Source organism: Atlanticothrix silvestris CENA357, assembly GCF_016056295.1.
Classification (GTDB): domain Bacteria; phylum Cyanobacteriota; class Cyanobacteriia; order Cyanobacteriales; family Nostocaceae; genus Atlanticothrix; species Atlanticothrix silvestris.
In genome coordinates this window covers 1-19,753 of sequence record NZ_JAECZB010000045.1, presented here as the reverse complement: position 1 = coordinate 19,753, position 19,753 = coordinate 1, and the positions used below count along the sequence as shown (strand labels likewise).

15 protein-coding genes, 1 pseudogene and 1 CRISPR repeat array are annotated in these 19,753 nt (G+C 40.2%); of the genes and pseudogenes, 10 read left to right on the top strand and 6 right to left on the bottom strand.

Translation table 11 applies throughout. The features are described 5' to 3' along the window. From I8751_RS15570 to I8751_RS15545, 6 genes are all read left to right on the top strand, one after another. Positions 1–271: hypothetical protein (locus I8751_RS15570; RefSeq protein ID WP_214440055.1), on the top strand; the 271-nt coding region annotated here is incomplete at its 5' end. A 161-nt stretch (positions 272–432) separates the two neighbouring features. Next, the gene (locus I8751_RS15565; RefSeq protein ID WP_214440054.1) at positions 433–2,478 is read left to right on the top strand and encodes an elongation factor G; all 2,046 of its coding nucleotides are present in this window, start codon (positions 433–435) and stop codon (positions 2,476–2,478) included. A 569-nt stretch (positions 2,479–3,047) separates the two neighbouring features. Continuing rightward, positions 3,048–4,130: an aromatic ring-hydroxylating dioxygenase subunit alpha gene (locus I8751_RS15560; protein WP_214440053.1), complete on the top strand. Its 1,083-nt coding sequence runs from the start codon at positions 3,048–3,050 to the stop codon at positions 4,128–4,130. Positions 4,131–4,222: 92 nt separating this feature from the next. Further along, positions 4,223–4,873 (top strand): hypothetical protein, encoded by a 651-nt coding sequence (locus I8751_RS15555; RefSeq protein WP_214440052.1) that lies wholly within the window; start codon positions 4,223–4,225, stop codon positions 4,871–4,873. 73 nt (positions 4,874–4,946) lie between these two features. Then, complete coding sequence (locus tag I8751_RS15550; RefSeq protein ID WP_214440051.1) at positions 4,947–5,939, top strand: aromatic ring-hydroxylating dioxygenase subunit alpha; 993 nt, start codon at positions 4,947–4,949, stop codon at positions 5,937–5,939. A 1,210-nt stretch (positions 5,940–7,149) separates the two neighbouring features. Continuing rightward, positions 7,150–8,133 (top strand): calcium-binding protein, encoded by a 984-nt coding sequence (locus tag I8751_RS15545; RefSeq protein ID WP_214440050.1) that lies wholly within the window; start codon positions 7,150–7,152, stop codon positions 8,131–8,133. A gap of 404 nt (positions 8,134–8,537) precedes the next feature. Here I8751_RS15545 and I8751_RS15540 read toward each other — a convergent pair whose 3' ends face one another. The 4 genes from I8751_RS15540 to gntT all read right to left on the bottom strand — a co-directional run bounded on the left by I8751_RS15540 (position 8,538) and on the right by gntT (position 15,130). Then, positions 8,538–9,500 carry a phosphatase PAP2 family protein gene (locus I8751_RS15540; protein WP_214440049.1) on the bottom strand — a complete coding sequence of 321 codons (963 nt, stop codon included), beginning with the start codon at positions 9,498–9,500 and terminating at the stop codon, positions 8,538–8,540. 77 nt (positions 9,501–9,577) lie between these two features. Continuing rightward, the gene (locus I8751_RS15535) at positions 9,578–9,814 is read right to left on the bottom strand and encodes a hypothetical protein (protein ID WP_214440048.1); all 237 of its coding nucleotides are present in this window, start codon (positions 9,812–9,814) and stop codon (positions 9,578–9,580) included. Positions 9,815–11,246: 1,432 nt separating this feature from the next. Then, a CRISPR array of direct repeats spans positions 11,247–12,643; the repeat unit is 37 nt; unit sequence GCTGAAATCATCTAAAATCCCTATCAGGGATTGAAAC. Between the two features lie 78 nt (positions 12,644–12,721). After that, complete coding sequence (locus I8751_RS15530) at positions 12,722–13,723, bottom strand: glutathione S-transferase family protein (RefSeq protein ID WP_214440047.1); 1,002 nt, start codon at positions 13,721–13,723, stop codon at positions 12,722–12,724. A 48-nt stretch (positions 13,724–13,771) separates the two neighbouring features. Beyond that, on the bottom strand, positions 13,772–15,130 hold the full coding sequence (gene gntT, locus I8751_RS15525) for a guanitoxin biosynthesis MATE family efflux transporter GntT (RefSeq protein WP_225894182.1): 1,359 nt from the start codon (positions 15,128–15,130) through the stop codon (positions 13,772–13,774). 262 nt (positions 15,131–15,392) lie between these two features. Here gntT and I8751_RS15520 point away from each other — a divergent pair, with 262 nt between their 5' ends. Beyond that, positions 15,393–16,289, top strand: coding sequence for a phosphodiester glycosidase family protein (locus I8751_RS15520; RefSeq protein ID WP_318780333.1), 897 nt, complete (start codon positions 15,393–15,395; stop codon positions 16,287–16,289). A 122-nt stretch (positions 16,290–16,411) separates the two neighbouring features. Here the strand turns inward: I8751_RS15520 and I8751_RS15515 are convergent, their stop codons facing one another. Continuing rightward, a complete protein-coding gene (locus I8751_RS15515; protein WP_214440046.1) occupies positions 16,412–17,005 on the bottom strand; it encodes a TetR/AcrR family transcriptional regulator in 594 nt (197 codons plus the stop codon). Between the two features lie 94 nt (positions 17,006–17,099). On the opposite strand from I8751_RS15515, the gene I8751_RS15510 reads away from it, so the two are divergent. Continuing rightward, a complete protein-coding gene (locus I8751_RS15510) occupies positions 17,100–17,456 on the top strand; it encodes a DMT family transporter (RefSeq protein WP_214440045.1) in 357 nt (118 codons plus the stop codon). A gap of 13 nt (positions 17,457–17,469) precedes the next feature. Continuing rightward, positions 17,470–18,267: a glutathione S-transferase family protein gene (locus tag I8751_RS15505; protein WP_214440044.1), complete on the top strand. Its 798-nt coding sequence runs from the start codon at positions 17,470–17,472 to the stop codon at positions 18,265–18,267. Between the two features lie 73 nt (positions 18,268–18,340). Here the strand turns inward: I8751_RS15505 and I8751_RS15500 are convergent, their stop codons facing one another. Further along, on the bottom strand, positions 18,341–19,207 hold the full coding sequence (locus I8751_RS15500; protein ID WP_214440043.1) for an inositol monophosphatase family protein: 867 nt from the start codon (positions 19,205–19,207) through the stop codon (positions 18,341–18,343). Positions 19,208–19,455: 248 nt separating this feature from the next. Between I8751_RS15500 and I8751_RS15495 the strand changes: the two are divergent. Further along, positions 19,456–19,753 (top strand): annotated as a pseudogene (locus I8751_RS15495) (photosystem II q(b) protein); the annotation flags it as partial.

The window sequence follows — 19,753 nt, the reverse complement described above, 5'->3', positions numbered from 1 at the left end:
AGCAGGAAGAGAAGTTGCCAGGAGGGTTTCCCTCCAAGCAAACTTCGGGGAGGCAGGGGAGGCAGGGGGAGAGAATGAGAGTATGCTGCCATTTATTAATATCAAGCTCACCATTTCTGCTAAAGGATATTTGTTGAATGATAATCTCATGGATTTTTGGGCTAGCAACAGTTTGAGTTACGTTTACTTCATAAAAACTTTGGTTACAAAGGGTGTCTTTACAAAAATTTTGAATTCTCTATTAAAATTTGTGTTATTTAATTTTTCTTAAGCTAAATCTTACAACAGACTACAATTTTTTTTACTTGTGATTAAAGAGAGGATAATGACAAATTAAGGAAGGAATAATTCTTCCTCCAGCAGAACTATTATTTATCCCTGAAAAACAACAGAATCATGCGGTTAAGAGTGACTTACCGCAAGGGAGGTTTTATGAACGAAAAAGTAAAATCGGGTTCGCGGAACGTTGCAATTGTTGGCCCTTATTTAAGTGGAAAAACCACTTTACTAGAAAGCTTGTTATTTGTCACAGGGGCAATTTCCCGCAAGGGCAATGTTAAGGATGGTAACACAGTCGGAGATAGTACCGGAGAATCGCGCGATCGCCAGATGAGCGTGGAAGTAAGTGCAGCGAGTACCGAGTTTAATGGTACTCGCTTTACTTTTATTGACTGTCCGGGTTCTGTGGAGTTTGCCCAAGAAACGTACAATGCTTTAATGGGAGTGGATGCGGCAATTGTAGTTTGCGAACCCATACGCGATCGTGTCCTCACCCTGGCCCCTTTATTTAAATTCCTCGACGATTGGGAAATTCCTCACATCGTCTTTGTTAACAAAATGGATCGGGCGAATATTCACGTTTTAGAAACATTACACGCCCTCAAAGCAGTATCCAGCCGTCCTTTAGTAGCACACCAATATCCCATTATGAATGGGGAACAGCTCACAGGCTTTATTGACATGGTGAGCGAACAAGCATATCAGTATCATCCAGGCGCACCTGCTGACCCTATTCCCTTCCCCGAAAGCTTAAAAGCAGAAGAACACATAGCACGGGCAGAAATGCTCGAAGCTTTGGCAGATTTTGACGACCATTTATTGGAAGAACTTTTAGAAGATATCGAACCACCCCAAGAAGAAATCCTCAACGATTTAAAATTAGAATTAGGAGCAGATTTAGTAGTTCCCGTTTTCTTTGGTGTAGCAGAACAAGATTATGGTGTTAGACCTTTATTAGAAGCCCTGCAACGAGAAGCACCAGAACCAGAAACTACAGCAGAACGCCGTTTAAAAAATATCAAAGGTAATACACCTTTAGCCCAAGTACTAAAAACTTACTACACTCCCCAAGGTGGCAAACTTTCTCTAGTACGTATTTGGCAAGGCAAATTAACTGATGGCATCGTCCTAAATGGCATTCGTGCTGGTGGAATCTATCGCCTCATGGGACAACAACAGCAGTTAGTTAATGAAGTCGCTGCTGGTGAAATTGTGGCAGTCAGTCGTTTAGAGGGAATTAAGACAGGGGATACCATCTCTACAGAAACCCCAGCCCAGGAATTACCCAAAGCTGAACAGTTAGAACCAGTGTATGCCCTCGCTATCACCCCAGAAAAGCGCAACGATGAAGTTAAACTCAGCAGCGCCATCACCAAACTCTTAGAAGAAGACCCATCCCTGGCGTGGGAACAACACGGTGATACCCACGAAGTTATTCTTTGGGGTCAAGGCGAGATTCATTTACAAGTCGCCTTAGATAGATTGCGCCGCAAGTATAATTTGCCAATGACAACCCACTTGCCACAAGTGCCTTACAAAGAAACTATCCGCAAACCTGTAGCTTCGGTGCATGGACGCTATAAACACCAAAGCGGTGGCCATGGGCAGTTTGGTGATGTTTTTCTTGATATTCAGCCTTTACCGCGAGGTACAGGCTTTAACTTCAATGAAACCATTGTTGGCGGCGTGGTTCCCAAACAGTACATTCCCGGTGTGGAAATGGGTGTGCGGGAGTTTCTCACACATGGGCCTTTGGGTTTCCCAATGGTAGATGTAGCAGTGACATTAACCAATGGTTCCTACCACAGCGTTGATAGTTCTGAACAAGCCTTTAGACAAGCTGCCCGATTAGCTATGCAAACGGGGATACCCAAGGCACAACCTACGCTTCTAGAACCAATTCTGCGGGTGGAGGTAACAACACCTAGCGAATTTACCTCTAAAGTATTGCAACTTGTGAGTGGCAGACGGGGGCAAATTTTAGGTTATGAGGGTAGAAATGATTGGCAAGGCTGGGATAATGTAGCTGCATACTTGCCCCAAGCAGAAATGCAAAACTTTATTGTTGAGTTGCGATCGCTTACTCTTGGTGTTGGTTCTTTCCATTGGGTATATGATCATCTCCAGGAAGTACCTGAAAAACTTGCCGAACGCGTCCTTGCTGGTAATGGTAATGGTGGTAACGGCAACGGTAAGTAATTCTAGATTTTAAACTGATCTAACATTCTGTTTATTTTTAGGGACATCCCTCGTGGGTGTCCCTAAATTTGTGAATCCCAATTTAATAAATTATTAAATGCATCTTCATAGCGAAATGGTATGACACGAGAATCTTTAAAATGGCGTTGCACAAGCCTTGAGCATACTCTTAATGGATGCTATACCTGTAATACCATTATGGGTTTGGTAATGCACCATTATGTGGGCTGTACTTTGGTAATAGATTCTACAAACATGCAGCTTTGATAGTTGTGTAGCACATGGTCAGTGCAAACAGTTCAAGTAGGACAATGGTTAGGGTGTAAAGTCGGTAACTAGGGTGAATTGTCAACTCGGACTAACAATACATTTTTTAAACTATTCTGGCAAAGATTGATATTGCTAGTCTTTGTATATTGCTGATGTTTGAATATGCCTAGCAGTTCAAGGCGTTTTTGACTGACTTCAGGAAAGTCAGTTAGTTAAAAATGCCTTTTGCTTAGTAAACCAATAGGCTGCTTTCAATTCTCTACTCTCGATTACATTCATTAATTTAAAAGTAGTAAAGCATGTTAAAAAACTTCTGGTACGCATGTGAACGAAGCTCTGCTATTACAAGCAAGCCCCAGCGTATTAATATGCTTAACCAAGTATTTGTCCTGTATCGCAACTCCAAAGGACAAGCGATCGCTCTTTTAGATACGTGTCCTCATCGCGGCGCAGCTTTATCTAATGGACGAGTAGAAGGCGATTGTATCCGCTGTCCTTATCATGGTTGGAAATTTCAAGCAGACGGTGCTTGTATTGAAATTCCCGCCAATCAGCCTGGTATATCTATCCCCAAAAAGGCACACGTAGAGAGCTACCCAGTTCAGGAAAAATACGGTTTTGTCTGGCTGTTCTGGGGAGACCTTCCTGAGGAAGAACGTCCTCCACTTCCAATACTTCCCGAATTTGGAGCCCCTGGTTGGCGAGCTGTTTACGGTCAATTGCAATGGAACACTTACTACACTCGCGTATTAGAAAATGCGATCGATATTTCTCATGTGCCATTTATTCATGCTAATTCCATTGGCAGTGGGATCGCAGACGAGCCAAGAATTGAAGAGCATGATGTCTATTTAGAAGAGTGGAGTGCAAGTGCTAGTGTCACAGCAAGTCAGTCCAAAAAAATTAGAGGGTTTTGGAAAACTGTTCTTAATAAACAAGGCTCACGCCCGTTACGTGTAACAGTTTCTTTTTATATGCCCAACATTAGCCGACTTGAATTTGACTTTCCTATTGGTGATTTTAAAATTATTCTTTTTAGTATTCACCAGCCGATAGACATTAACACAACGTTGAGCAAGTGGATCGTTCTCCGTAACTTTATCACCTTACCCTTAGCTGATGGGGATGCACGAAAACGGGCTTTAAAAACCATGTTAGAAGATCAGCCAATCATCGAGTCTCAAAACCCCAAAATGGTGTCCGATGATTTGACTACCGAACTCCATGCCCCCTCTGATAATTTGTCAATAGCCTATCGTAAGCTACGCAAAAAATGTTTAGAAAAGGGCTGGGGAATAGAACCCCACACCAGCCAATTAAACGACATAAATGGTCATAAATTAAAACATATTTCTAGCTTGGCGATCGCTAAGGATTTTTAGCTTCAACAAGGCGACAAAAAATGTCGGCTGGAAAAACAATTATTGACGTTACAAAAACTTCTGAGAAAATTAAGTAATTTTGTAAAAAAAATATGGCAGCTTTTTTGTATCCAATCTATACGCTAGCCACTTTTGGTTTGGCAATTTGGGGAATTATTTTATTTCAACAATCACACAGAGTTAGTACAATTTTGCTAATTGTCGTAGTAGCTGGAATGATTTACGACAATCTAATTGTTTCAGTGGGTCGCCTAATTAATGAAGGGGCTTTGCTGAAATTACTTAACCGCTTGCGCTTTCTATTTCATAATTTATGTGTGCCACTTTTAGTGGTGGTTGCTGTCAACTTAGCTAACATTGCAGGCGTGCCTTGGGCAAATAATTCTATTCTGTACAAAAGTTGCTGGGCGATTGCCATAGCGCTAATTACACTTGGTTTACTGACCGACTTTCGACAACTAGAACTGATACCGACAGCTTTTGCTGGCACTTTACGTTACAAACCTAAAAGTTGCGGTGTGCCCATTTTGACAATTCTTACTGCCTTGTTAGTAGCTGTGGTGGGGTTCTGTATCTGGCACCAAACACAATGGTTATGGATGTTTGTCGGAACGTTAATCATGCTCGTTGGAAATGCTTTGCCAAAAAGTATTTTTGGGCCTTTACTTGGTTCGGTAGTTGATTGCATATTTATTCTGACTCTGCTAGCAACAGACTTAATGATGTCAGAATTTATGCACTGAAAAACTGCAATTTGAATCAATACTATTTAATGACATTCCATTAATTTAAATAATTCCTAAGTAGGAGGAAAATATGTTAAAAAACTTTTGGTACGCATGTGAATTTAGTTCAGCTATTACAAGCAAACCCAAACAAGTTTCCCTGTTAAACCAAAAATTTGTTCTGTATCGCAACTCCAAAGGACAAGCGATCGCTCTTTTAGATACGTGTCCTCATCGCGGCGCAGCTTTATCTAAGGGACGAGTAGAAGGCGATTGTATCCGCTGCCCTTATCATGGTTGGAAATTTCAAACAGACGGTACTTGTATTGAAGTTCCCGCCAATCAGCCTGGTATATCTATTCCTAAGAAGGCACGCGTAAATAACTACCCAGTTCAGGAAAAATACGGCTTTATCTGGCTATTCTGGGGAGACCTTCGTGAGGAAGAACGTCCCCCACTTCCAATACTTCCCGAAGTTAACAATTCCACTTTGCGACCTCTGCAATTTGAGTTTAAATGGAATGCTCACTACACCCGCTTAGTAGAAAACTCCATTGACCCTGCTCACTCAGCCTTTGTCCATGCTAATTCTTTTGGCAGCGGCATGGCCCAAGAACCGCAGCTTCCAAAATATGAGATCCATTTGGAAGATTGGGGCGGAACTAGCTTCCTCAACCTCAAGCAGCACGTACCCAAAGGCATTTTTTGGAGATATATCCACAGCAAAAAACGCTCAACAATTAAGACAACACGTACTATTTACATGCCCAATATTATTTACAGTGATTTTGAGAGATTTATCACGTTCGTTGCTCATGTCCCCGTTGATGATCACACCACCATTACCAAATTCATCCAGTTTCGTAGTTTTTTGACTCAGCCCTGGGCAGATGGCATTTTTCAAAAGTACAGTTTAAAGATCAATCAAGAAGATCAACTAATAGTTGAATCCCAGTATCCCAAAATAGTGCCCTACGATTTGACAGCTGAAATTCACACTCCCTCTGATGCTTTATCACTTGCTTATCGACAACTACGCAAAAAATGTTTGGACATGGGTTGGGGTCTTGCTCCCCATATTTAAGTCAGTCGGAGAGATTGAAGAATTCAGAAGTCAGAATTGAGTTGAACAAATAATGTTATGTTGACTAAGTTAAGCTTTTTAGAGTTATTTTAACTAAAATTATATGTCAATATTCAGCATCGCTGGTGTTCAAACCATTTGTATATTTATATACTAAAAAATAGATAATATAAAATTATTTACTTCTTTAGATATAGCAATAAATCAATAGACATAATGGTATTTTAAACGAAGAAGGATATCAATTAATTCGTTCTGAATGGAGTTGATATTACTTCTTTTTTCAGGTTTTTGTGCAAAAAATCTGAACTTTTTATGTTGAGTAAAATTTTCAAGGATAGACATTTTGATAATTAATGTTAATGTGCGATTACCCTATCTATGATTATGTCTGGCTTTAAGAATTGGAATTTTATTTTTCTCTTATGAGAGTAACAAAAGAAGTGAATAGTTGAAATTCAACATTCATTTTTGTAGAGAAAATAAAATGTGTACATGAAGTACGAAAAAATCTGTCATAGCAAACTTATAGCAGTTGTTGCCCTAGGCGAAGTTCTGAGACTCAAGGCGATCGCCTGCCTAAATCAGGCTCACCCTTTTTGCAACTTCTACGGTGTACACACACACAAATGATTAATCACCCCAAATCGTCTTTTGTAGGGTGTGTTATCGCGCCAGCGTAACGCACCGCAAATCTCTGATGGTACGTTAGGACTGAATTTAAGCCAATGGGGATTAGCCCTGTTCTGTCACTCTCGGAAAACAATAATCGAAGCAATATTCTGAAACTTTGATTGAGCCAAGCTTTGAGGCTTTATTTTCTAACAGTAACTAAAATTTATAGCCAAAACTTAGAAATTAAAGCCTCGAAAGGCTTTCAGCGATTGGGTTCTCCCAAAGTGATAAAAGAGGGTTAGTTCGATTTGTGTGTACAGCGTAGGTTTGAAGCCTTGAGCGGCCTAAGCCCTCGCATTCTATGGGAAGCCTCACCCTACAGACTTCTTTCTACAGCCGTACCTTCATCGCTACGCGTCTGTTTATGGATGCAACACGCGTTAGGGACGCACACCTGTGTACCCTACGAAAGACTATATAGCTTGTTTTATTGACAGTTTTCTCAATAATTTAGACAATCCTTGGATCTCTCCCAGATTGCCTATAACTACTGTTGGCCTTTCACTAACTCCTTTGAGTAAAGAGACAAAAATATATGTCTAACCTAATTTTTGGTACAGATGGGAATGATTTTGTTCCTGGTACGGTTCAGAGCGACAAAATTTTTGCACTAGGTGGCGATGATACTATCGTATCTCTTGACGGTAATGACCGAATCTTTGGTGGTGATGGGGCTGACCTGGTCATTGCTGGAAATGGAAACGATTTGATTGAGGGCGAGGACGGCAACGACCAAATCTTTGGTGATGCCGGTAATGACAATATTGATGGCGGTGCTGGAGTTGATGTCCTCCACGGGGGCTGTGGCAATGATGTCATCCTTGGTGGCAGTGGGGAAGACAGAATCTTGGGTAATGCTGGAAATGACATTATCAACGGCGAGACTGGAAATGACAACCTCAATGGCGGATCTGGCGCAGACACCATTTTTGGTGGTGAGGGAAATGATCGAGCCTTTGGGGGTTCTGGAAATGACAGCCTATTTGGTGGCAATGGTGACGACGCATTCAATGGTGATGGAGGGGACGACTTTGTTGCTGGCAATGCTGGTAACGACATACTTTTTGGAGGGACGGGAGTTGGGAATGATTTTCTTAGTGGTGGAGATGGCAACGACTTATTGATTGGTGGAGCTGGTAACGACTTTTTATTAGGTGGTAATGGGAGCGATCGCCTGATTGGTATTGAACCTTTTGCACCAGGGTTTGGATTCGGTACTGGCGAACTTGATATCTTAACCGGTGGGAAAGCAAGTGATACCTTTGTCCTAGCAGCAGGCACTGAGGTTTTCTACAATGATCTTGGAAAAGATGACTTTGCACTGATTACTGATTTCAACATCAAAGAAGATTTGATCGAGTTAATCACTCTACCTGCGGGGTCTACGTCTTCGTTTACCTTGAATGCCTCTCCTACTGGTTTACCATCAGGAACAGGGATATCTTTCAACAACGACCTAATTGCAATTGTTCAAGGAGTTACACTTTCAGACTTTAACAGCGGTTTTGTTTTTGTCTGAAATTCCAAAATCTACTGATACAGCGATCGCTGTGTCTTACCTGCGTTGCGTTAGGTTGCGCGTAGCGAACTTAAAATCAAGCCAAAAAGCCTTATGTAGAGACACGATTTATCGCGTCTAATAAGACTTGAACTTAAGCGTTTGTGGGAAATTAGGAATTTAGTGGTAGGTTTAAGTCCCCACCATTAAATTCCTCCATAGTCTCCTTAACAAGAATTCAAGGTTGCAGCAAGCTAGGACTTATTGTTAATGAATGATATATCTGTAATATCCTCATTGATTTAGTGAGGCAAACAGTAGTTTGCTGCATTTTGGTAATTAATTTTATTAAGATGCAGTTTTTTTGTGACTACAAGCTTGTTAACTCATATTTCTTGATATTGATGTAACTCATTCCTCTCCATCTATGTTGACAAGAGGTATTGTTGCTCCGATTCCCAGAAGGAAATGCAGGCTGTTAAACACACTAAACCTATGGCATAGCCAATTACCACATCTGTAGGCCAATGTACGCCTAGATAAAGCCGACTCAAACCTATCAAAATAATTAAAACAGCAGTCAACGTTAAAATCTGTCTGCGATATTGAGGAAATTGTTGTGCCGAAATATAACCGATAAAACCATAAATTACCGTTGATACCATTGCATGTCCACTAGGAAAGCTGTGATGACCCACATTAATAATATGCTTCCACAATGCTGGACGCGCTCTCCCAAACAGCACTTTTAAGAAATAATTTAAGCCGATTGTACTGGCTGTAGCTATACTCAGGGTACTTGCTTGCCAAAAACGGTTATGAGAAAGTCGGTTAATTTCTAATCCCCCAGAAATCAACATTATAACTAGTGGATCACCAAGAGAAGTAATACCCAGCATTATGCGATCAAAAAGAGGAGTATGTAACTTTTGGATTGCTAGCAAAATACTTTGATCAAAACCATATCTGTGCAACAATCCACTACAAAGAGCAAGGGTACAAACAGCCCCTGATAACAAAATCAATGAATTACCTATTTTGTCTATAGGTAAATGTTTTGCTTTAGCTGTCACTATGCTAGTATGAGCTTTACTTACAGGTATTCTTGCTACTTCTTTTTGGTAATCTAAAACAATATTGTGGAGCAATAAGGCGATCGCGTTTAGATTCCAATTGGGCTGGAAAAATATAAGAATGTTTCCTGTGAGATGATTAGCACGAGCATTTGTGATTATTTCTTCTCGTAATAATCGAAATTCCAGATAATTTTTGAGAGCTTCTGAATGATGCAGTCCATTTACTTTGTATCTAGCTCTTCCTTTGACAGCAGTATGTATTGCTTTAATCAAAAGATGATCATTCGATAAATTACCGACATCAGTATTCATTTGCCTAATGAATGAATTTTTGTAACAATAATCCTCAAGATTTACACAAAAATTCAACCCTCACTTTGAGCTATTGTCTAACAATTTACTAACCTTGCTTGGGCTAAATCGCGTATTAGCAATATTTTAGAATAAATATAGGCGCTCAGGGTATTAGTCTCTTCACTGTTAAGGTCTTTTTGCTTCTCCATCTGCCCTAACAATTGTTTAACTAAATCTGTATCATTTAGTCCAAGAAGAGTACTAGTTTGAGTTTGTTCAACTGTAGACCAAAGTTGGCGTAATATGTTTGAATTTACAGGATGTGTTTTCATAACTGCTCCTGAACTTAGTTCATTAATAAAGTTGCTGATTAAATCTAAAGAAAATATTAATTTACTAGATCGCCTTAAAAGTTTAAATATTACGAAAGTTTAATAATTAGATGTAAATCTAAATAAAACATCAAATTGAGTTATTAAAACTAGATTCAGTCTTGAGCAAAACACAGATATTATCCAAAACGCCAACCTTGATTTGACGGAGATTAGCGCTTAATTAATCGATATTTGTGTGGTAAACAGGGGCTAGGGAAGAGGGAAGAGGTTATTTTTATGTCTTTGTTGCGAGCAATTATCCTTAGGCACCTAACTTAATAAACCTTCCCTAAGAAAGATGAGCATCGCTACTTAAGAAAGACGATTATTGGCATTAAAGGCTTTTAATATCTGTTTAACTTTTGTTTTTATTAGAAAAATATCATGAGAGTGAATTTAGTTTTGTTTTGGGTAACATTATCATTTGTCGTTGTGGGTGCAGTTACACTACTTCTTCAGCCTGTTATTGATTTTCATTAACTCATCACTTAGTAGTTGCGTAGGTAAATAATTGTTAATTGAGCGATAGAGTTAGCCAAGTTACAGTATATTTTTTAGGCGATATCAATTTCAATGAATATCACAACTGTTGAAAATCCTGAAATTACGCTGTTTTTTAGTAATATCTCCGTTTTAAAAACCTTATGGTGGTAAAGTACTAATTGTAGTTTGTGTTTACTCTTCAAAGCGTATACACACCATTGATTTAAGTGATTGCTTACCTGTGGCTAGGTAAAGCGATCACCTTTCTAGAATTTTGAGGTAGGGGGTGTGGCAGGGCTGTTTCATTCCCTAAAAGGCGCTGATTTACAAGCGTTTCAAGCAAAAAAAACAGGTGACTAAAAAATCTGATTGGGCAAGAAAATGGTGAACGCACTTAAATTTGCTGGTTGAGGTGGTAGTTTTTCTTTTTCCCACTCAAGCAAATTTCTGATTCATACTCTTGACAAAATCTCTAAGAGATCGAATGAATCAGCCCTGGGGGGTGTGGGGGGGCTACCACCGCAATCCTAAATTCATTACAAGACTTACAATCATCTTGGTTGATTCCTGTGGCTAGGGGTTGATCATGGAGCGATCGCTGCAACGGAACTGCGATCGCTTCTCATAAATATAGATTATGAGTACTGCATTTGTTTGCGTCAACTTGTAGATGTTTGGCAAAATAGGTGAAATTTTGTGCCCGAAAAGCTTAGTATATCTGCCTTTGAAAGCTATTTAACTAAAACTTAGGTTGACGCAAGCGTACCCAATCCTTACAGCGGCTGCTTTTGAGCTAATTTTTTTAATGCTACTCTTGACAACCCAATGGCTGAAAAGCTACTTTAATTCCAGGTTGATGAAACAGCACCTTGAAAACCAAATCTATCAAGCCTTCCAAGTCTCGGCGGCTGAAATCATCTAAAATCCCTATCAGGGATTGAAACAATGGGAAAATAATGTATCTACATCGAGCCGTGGGCTGAAATCATCTAAAATCCCTATCAGGGATTGAAACAGGGAAATTCTGAGAATAAAAAGTTTTAAGTTCATGCTGAAATCATCTAAAATCCCTATCAGGGATTGAAACCTGGGGTTTTCTGTTGGATATTGGATTTACACGTAGCTGAAATCATCTAAAATCCCTATCAGGGATTGAAACAAGATTGCTATTGTAAGTGGTTGTGATACTAGCTGAAATCATCTAAAATCCCTATCAGGGATTGAAACTTTAGGGTGGACATCAAGTGGTTAGCGGAACCCGAAGCTGAAATCATCTAAAATCCCTATCAGGGATTGAAACTAATACACTAATTGATATCCTCACCAACTCAATTGGCTGAAATCATCTAAAATCCCTATCAGGGATTGAAACAAGCAGGATCTTCGCGTGTATCGGAAGCACTAAGCTGAAATCATCTAAAATCCCTATCAGGGATTGAAACCTGTTCTAAACAAAGTAAAAAAAGTTAAATTCCTGCTGAAATCATCTAAAATCCCTATCAGGGATTGAAACATTTAGGGAATGATTCACCAAACTCTAACTCATATGCTGAAATCATCTAAAATCCCTATCAGGGATTGAAACAGACAAAGTAGTAGTAGTAACTAAAGATTCTATAGCTGAAATCATCTAAAATCCCTATCAGGGATTGAAACTCGCGGTATCTTCATGAGGTAACAGAAACTCTACAGCTGAAATCATCTAAAATCCCTATCAGGGATTGAAACAACCTTTTTACCCCACATTAGTGTGCAAGCCGGGTAGCGCTGAAATCATCTAAAATCCCTATCAGGGATTGAAACCAAATCGTATAATCAAACCCATGAATATCCAAGACGCTGAAATCATCTAAAATCCCTATCAGGGATTGAAACCAAGGTTTTAGGTTGACCTATATTTCTAGAATGATAAGCTGAAATCATCTAAAATCCCTATCAGGGATTGAAACCGATCACGGTACCCCTACCACTTCCGGGGGCTTTTGCTGAAATCATCTAAAATCCCTATCAGGGATTGAAACTATTTCATTGCCAATTTGCTATTTCAGAAATTAGCGCTGAAATCATCTAAAATCCCTATCAGGGATTGAAACTAACTGTGGATTTCTCATTTTTTTTGTTTGTTCAGGCTGAAATCATCTAAAATCCCTATCAGGGATTGAAACGACTCCGGGGGCTTATTATCAGGCGTTTTAGGCTGAAATCATCTAAAATCCCTATCAGGGATTGAAACCTCGACAATATCAAACAATCGAATGAAGCCAATTGCTGAAATCATCTAAAATCCCTATCAGGGATTGAAACAGCTTATAAAGCTCAACTCTTACTCTTTGCGTCTCTGCGTGATACAAATTCATATTTCCACTCAGCAACGTCAGAAATTTAAACACGGCCATGTGGTTCTAAGAGATATGTTATGTCCGGCCCAGCAGGAATAATACCACTTGGATTCAGCGGAAACAAGCTGCCATAGTAATCATGCTTCACGCTTTCTAAATCACAAGTATCAGCAACACCTTTTAACTGATACATATCACGCAGATAGGCTCCCAAATTCTGATAGTCCTTAATTCTGCGACGGTTGCATTTAAACAAGCCGTAATATGCAATATCAAATCGGAACAACGTTGTGAATAAACGCACATCTGCAAGTGTGACACTGTTCCCACATAAGTAGCGATTCGTCTCTAATACGGTATCAATTTCATCTAGAGTAGTGAATAGTTCCTCACACGCTTGATTGTAAGCTTCTTGACTTTGGGCAAATCCGCAGCGATATACACCATTGTTTACATTTTTATAAATGCGATCGTTCCACCAGTCAATCTTTTCTTTTAGCTCCTGTGGGTATAAATCCAGTGTAGGATTGAGAGCGAACTCGTTAAGTTGAGAGTTCAGCATCACAATAATCTCTGCACTTTCATTATTGACGATCGCCTTTGTTTGTTTATCCCATAACACTGGAACTGTAGAACGCCCACTGTAACCAGGGTTAGCCAGTTGATATAAATCAGCAAGAGTATAGCAACCTTCCTCTGGGTCGTTAAATACCCAACCTCCAGAAGTCGCATCAGGAGAGACAACAGACATCGATATTGCTTCTTCGAGTCCTTTGAGTGCCCGTACAACCAGAGTTCGATGTGCCCAAGGACAACTCATACCAACATAAAGGTGATAGCGTCCCGCTGCTGCTGGGTAGGGGCTATCTGCTTGCGTTGTAATAAAGTTTCTAAACTGACTGCTAGGACGAATGTACTCTCCCGATTGATTGCGGGGAGCAATTTTTGACATCATCGTATGCCAAAGCGTTGTCCAAACAAATTTACCCAGCTTGATGATTAGCTTTGGCGGTAGAGATTTGCCCTTTTTTTGAGTCTTAGGCATCCCTGATTGCAAATTTTTGTTCTCAGTCATGGCTGGAAGTGAGAAAAATTAAGGATTTGGAAGTAGTTCCTGATTTTGCAGGTTTTGGTTATCCAACGTCCGAGGTAGCTGTATCCCCAGTACTACCATAATAATTGCCATGTACAGTACAAGAGACATCCACAACAGGTGGTTATTGTGAAAATACCATGCTGCGATCGCTAGCGGACTAAAACCTAATCCAAAGGCAATTAAAACGGCATTACGTAAAGTTTTGCCTTCCTTTAAACCGATGAAGTATCCTTCCAGCATGAAAGCAATCGCAGTAAATCCTAACAAAGGCAATAACCAAATCGCATAGCTACTAATATGTTGGTTAATCTCTGTATGATTGGTTAACAATCCGAATACCGTATCTGGGAATAAAACAGACACGACGGCGAAAGCCAGAGCAATTACCAAACTAGTCAGTACAGAGACAATGAGTAATGGAAGCATCTGTTCTTTGGCTCCTTTACCCTGAAAATTTCCAATCAGCGTTTGGGTTGTCATTCCTACCCCTTGCACTGTGAACTGACTCAGCAGAGCAATCTGGAGCAGTAAACCGTTTTCGGTTAAGAAATTTGTTCCCATTAATGCACTGAGATTAGTGAAAATTGCATAGGTTGAAATTAAGGCTAAAAATCGGATTAAAATATTACTTTTCAACACAACAGCCTCTTTAAGAGCTGCCCAATCAAAAACCTCTTGTAATGCAGCCGGTAGAGTTCGCCATTGGATACTAAAACAGACACAAATTAAACCAGTTACTAATGCTAAATACTGACTAAGAGCTGTTGCCAGTCCGGCTCCCATACTTTCCCAACCCCACTTGACAATCATGAGATAGTCCAGCGCCACATTAGAACCATTACCAATAATGGATATGAGCAGCACTACGCTATTCATTTCCCGCCCCAGAAACCAACCAATCAAAACAAAGTTGAGCAAGACAGCCGGCGCTCCCCAAATCCGGGCGCAGTAATAATCAATTCCGGAGCTTTCAATGGCTGGGGAACCACTGAGGATGGTAAATCCAATCTTTTGCAATGGGTATTGGAGCAGTAGAATTAGTAATCCAATTGCTAACGCAATCAAACCACTTCGTAATCCTGACAACAAAACGGCTTTGGGGTCATCAAGCCCAACAGCTTGTGCAGTAATCGCATTAGTGCTTGAGCGCAGAAATTTTAATACACGATAAAGATAGTCAAAGAGGATGGTTGCCAAGATGACTCCAGCCAGGTGACGGATATCTGCTAAATGTCCGAGGAAGGCAATATCAACTAGACCTGCTAGAGGTACCATCATGTTAGAAAGCACACTAATACTTGCTAGTCGGTAAAATCGAGGCAAAAAGTTGTACTGCTTTGGAGCCACCAATGTCATAGATTGCCTGTATTAAAAATTATTAAATCGGACTTCTTCAGTGTAAGCGACGAGATAGGGACTAGGGACTAGGGACTAGGAAAGAAGCAGAAAAGCAGGGGGAGCAACAAGAGGGGAAAAGGTTAAAGGTTAAAGGGTAAAGGACGAAGAAATAAACCCTTTCCCCCTTACCCATTCCCCTTTACCCCTTCTTACCTATGCCCTATGCCCCATGCCCAATTCTTATAAAATCAAAGTTGCAACCAAATTCTACAAGAAGCAAGTGAGAAAAATTTGGCTCTCAGGAGTAGTGTTAACTAGTTTGGCGATACTGCTGTTATTTATGGAAGGTTACGGGCAACGTTCTTTACTGATAAATGCTGTTGTACCTTCACAGAAGCCTTCACTACCAAAAAAGATTCGCTACGAGCAGCGCATTTTAGCCCAGAGTATAGCTCATATACTATTTATTCCTAGCGATCGCCAATTTTTAGTGACTCCGGCAATATCAGAAAAAGTTGGTACTGTAGAAGAATTTTCTCAGAAATATCGGGCGATCGCCATCTTAAACGCAGGCTTTTTTGATCCAGTCAACCAAAAATCTACATCATATATTATCCTTTCTGGTCAAATAGTGGCTGACCCCAAGCAAAACGAACGGTTAGTGAACAATCCTAAATTAAAATCTTACTTGAATCAAATTTTCAATCGTGCAGAATTTCGCCGTTACCTATGTGGGCAAACTATCCGCTACGATATTGCCTTCCACAGTGAGTCAGCACCTACAGGTTGTCAATTAGTCGATGCTATTGGTGCTGGGCCGCGTCTGTTACCAGAACTTACTTCAATACAAGAAGGCTTTGTGGATCATAGCAATGGACGAGATGCACTTGGTAGTAATCAACTGAACGCCAGAACTGCTATAGGTATTACCTCTGATGGGACAATAGTTTTGGTAATGGTGGCTCAAAAACCCTCGGCTCCCACTGACTCTGGGATATCTTTACCAGCACTGGCAAATTTCATGAAAACTCTTGGTGTTCAAAAAGCAATAAACCTAGACGGGGGAAGTTCGTCTTCGCTTTATTACAATGGCAAAACTTTTTACGGCAAGACTGATTTGCAGGGTAATTTCATCAAACGACCCGTGAAATCGGTTTTACTTGTTCAGGAAAAGTAGAGAAAGCTCAGTAAATCAAAAACTTATTTGCAGACAAGCATCGCCGTCAAATCTTCTGTATTACTAGAGTGGAGAGACTAAATCTGCTTTAGTAACTGTGATTTTGCAAAAAGATGACTGGTTTAAGATGCTACAAGTGAAGTTCTGATATGTCGTTGTACAAGATAGCGTTGCTGGTCTGGATGAAACTGCTCAGGATTAATAACGTATCCTGTCCCAATTCCGTCTACAAGTGCTATTAAGGCATTTGCCTCTAGCATTAAGTTAATATCTTCACGGATTAGCTTTGCTATTTGCAAATCAGCCAATTCTTGGCAAATTACCTGGCGCAGAGAGTCATAGCGTTTTCGATGTTCCTCAATCAGCTTTTTGCGGCCAATTGCATACCCTAAAAATGCGAGCCAAATTTGCCAGCCTTGCATTCCACTAGGTTCAAAAGGCAGTGCAGCAAAAATCATCTGTTCTAGTCGCTCAATCCCATGCTTTCCTTTTGCACAAATTTCCATATCCTGAAATAGATTTTCAAACACTCGCTCTAGCGCAAACAGCATGAGTTCGTCCTTGTCTCGAAAATAATGAGTAACAACACCTGTTGTAGAGCCAAGTTCTTGAGCGATCGCACGCATACTAGCACGATCAAGTCCTTCATGGATAATCACACGCCATGCCGCTTCAGTGACTTCAAGCCGACGAACACTGTAGTTTGCTGTTTTCATGAGGCTGTAAGGAAAGCTATATAACTTGTTGACAGTTTATCACAACAGTTGTTATGTTTATGTTTACATTCCACTTTTGAAGTCAAAGTACTGTATGACTCAAACGTTTTGGTCTGCTTGGATATTATTATGGCTATCCGCAATTGGGACTTGTGCTGGCAATTTGTTCCTTAAGCAAGCCAATTTAGCGTTATCCAATCCTGGTTTACTTTCTGTTGTTATATCACCTTGGTTCGTCGGAGCGATCGCTTGCTACATTTTTGACCTGGTTTTGTTTACTCAAGCCTTGCAGCATTTACCTGTATCAGCAGCGGTTCCAGTAGCTTCAGGGCTGCGGATTGCAGCTACTGTAATTCTTGCTGACGTATTCTTTAATGAACATTTCACCTTCAACCAAGCATTTGCATCAAGTTTGATTATTGCAGGCATTGTTATGATGTCACGCCCTTAAAGGAGCATCGACTATGACACTTGAACTTTTTTGCGCTTCAGGTTCGCTTTGTTCTCAAAAAGTAAAGCTGGTTTTAGCTGAGAAAAATCTTGAATGGAAAAGCCGTTTGATCAACCTCTTGGCATTTGAAAATTTGCAACCAAGCTATATGCGTCTCAATCCTAGAGGTGTAGTTCCAACCTTAATTCATAATGGTCAGGTTATTACTGATTCTGTCATGATTATTCGATATCTCGATGAACAATTTCCGCACCCTAGACTGATTCCAACTGAACCGATGTTGCGGGAAAAAATGGATGGTTGGATTTATCTGCAAAACCAATTTCCAATGCGGGAATTAATGTACGGAAATTATCAAGGAATTGAGGGTATTGTATTGCGACGATCAGTTCAAATTAAAGAAAAACTTATTCCTAAACTGATGCAAGCAAATCCTGATCTGAAAGAGCAGTATACTTCTAAATTAAAGGATATTAAGCACTGGAATTGTACGATTCAAAACGCAAACGAGATTGCAAATCTTAATACAAGAATTGTACCTATGTTGGAGATACTAGAAACTCAATTAAGCAAAACAAACTGGCTATGTGGGGCCAGTTATTCCCTCGTTGACACGATATGGACAGCTGTTTTAAATCGATTAAACGAGTTAAAATTTGGTTATTTATGGGAAAATAATACACGCCCTGCACTAAGTTTGTATTTCAACCAACTTAGAGCGCGTCCTAGTTTTATTACGGCGATTCAAGATGATAAAATGCCTCTGCCAATGCTTCTAGCCGGTTTAGGAAGAGTGTTTTTAGGTATCTAATTGTTGCAAGATCTTAATTCAGCAACGCCTAAAAAATTATGTTTTAAACTGATGATTTGACGGCGGACTGACCTCAAAATAAGTTTTGCGTCGCTTGCAGTAAATGTTGGTGAACTTCTTTAGAGGTAGCGACTATCAGCCCAGACCGACTATATTCTTTACAAGTATGTAGCGGTGGTAGAGTCGAGCCATCCAGAGTGGTAACAATACAGCCAGCCTCTCTCGCTAAAAAAGCAAGTGCAGCACCATCAATAAATTTACCCGACTTGATAACTGCTCCACTCAAGTCGCCACTGAGAATACCATTCAGGTTAGGAATTTGCTTATCACTAGAGTAGTCAGTTGCTACATCAATTACTTGATATTGCGCTTCTAGTGCAGGTGCGATTGAACTCATTTCCCACCCCAACAATACATGAGGTTTGGAGGATGTTACCCGTAGTGGCTTGCAGGTACCTAAATCCATCTCAAGTGTTCCTTGAAAAGCACCTTGACCCCGCAAAGCGTAGTAATAAGTATTTTGAGCAGGGGAAATGGCGATTACTGCTTCAAAGTCATCCGTATTAAGAATACTGAGAATAATCTGATAATTAGAATGTCCATCCATATAAAACTTCGTGCCATCAATAGGGTCAAGGGTAACTAAGTAATCATCAGTTGAACCAAGTTCGACAGCACGAAAATATTTAGTATTACCAGAACTCTCATACTCTTCGCCATAAAAGCGAATTTCAGGGAAAGTACCCAATAATACTACTTCCACCAGATTCTGAATTGCTAAGTCTGCATCAGTGAGGGCAGCCGCAAAAAAGTTATCTCCTGATTCTTTGGCAGGCAATGCAGCAATTTTTGGTTGAAGAAAGCGGGCATAAGCTGCTGCTACTTTGAGATGGGGAAGTAAAGTCTCCAAAATTAGGCGTGGAGTCGGTGTTGTAGACATTCTGGCAAGCTCCTTTCAAAATGATGGAATTCTATTCCAGACAAAATCACTGCACAAAAATAATACCGTAATGCCACTGTCTCAATGGAGTAGGTATGAGTAGCTTACATAACTAAAACTGATGTCTTATATCACTTTTACAAAACATTAATTACTTGCTTAAGTTTTGTAAAGCAGTGTAAAGTATTTTCAACAGGCAAAAACAAAAGCGCCTGATACATAGGTAAAACGCTCGCAATCATAAAAAAATGACAACAACCTTACAACAGCGCCAAAGCGCCAATGTATGGGAACAGTTCTGTAACTGGATCACCAACACCAACAACCGCATATACATCGGTTGGTTCGGCGTACTAATGATTCCCGCCTTACTAGCTGCCACCACCTGCTTCATCATCGCCTTCATCGCGGCACCTCCAGTAGACATCGATGGCATCCGCGAACCAGTAGCAGGTTCATTACTCTACGGAAACAACATCATCTCCGGTGCAGTAGTTCCTTCTTCTAACGCTATCGGTTTGCACTTCTACCCCATTTGGGAAGCAG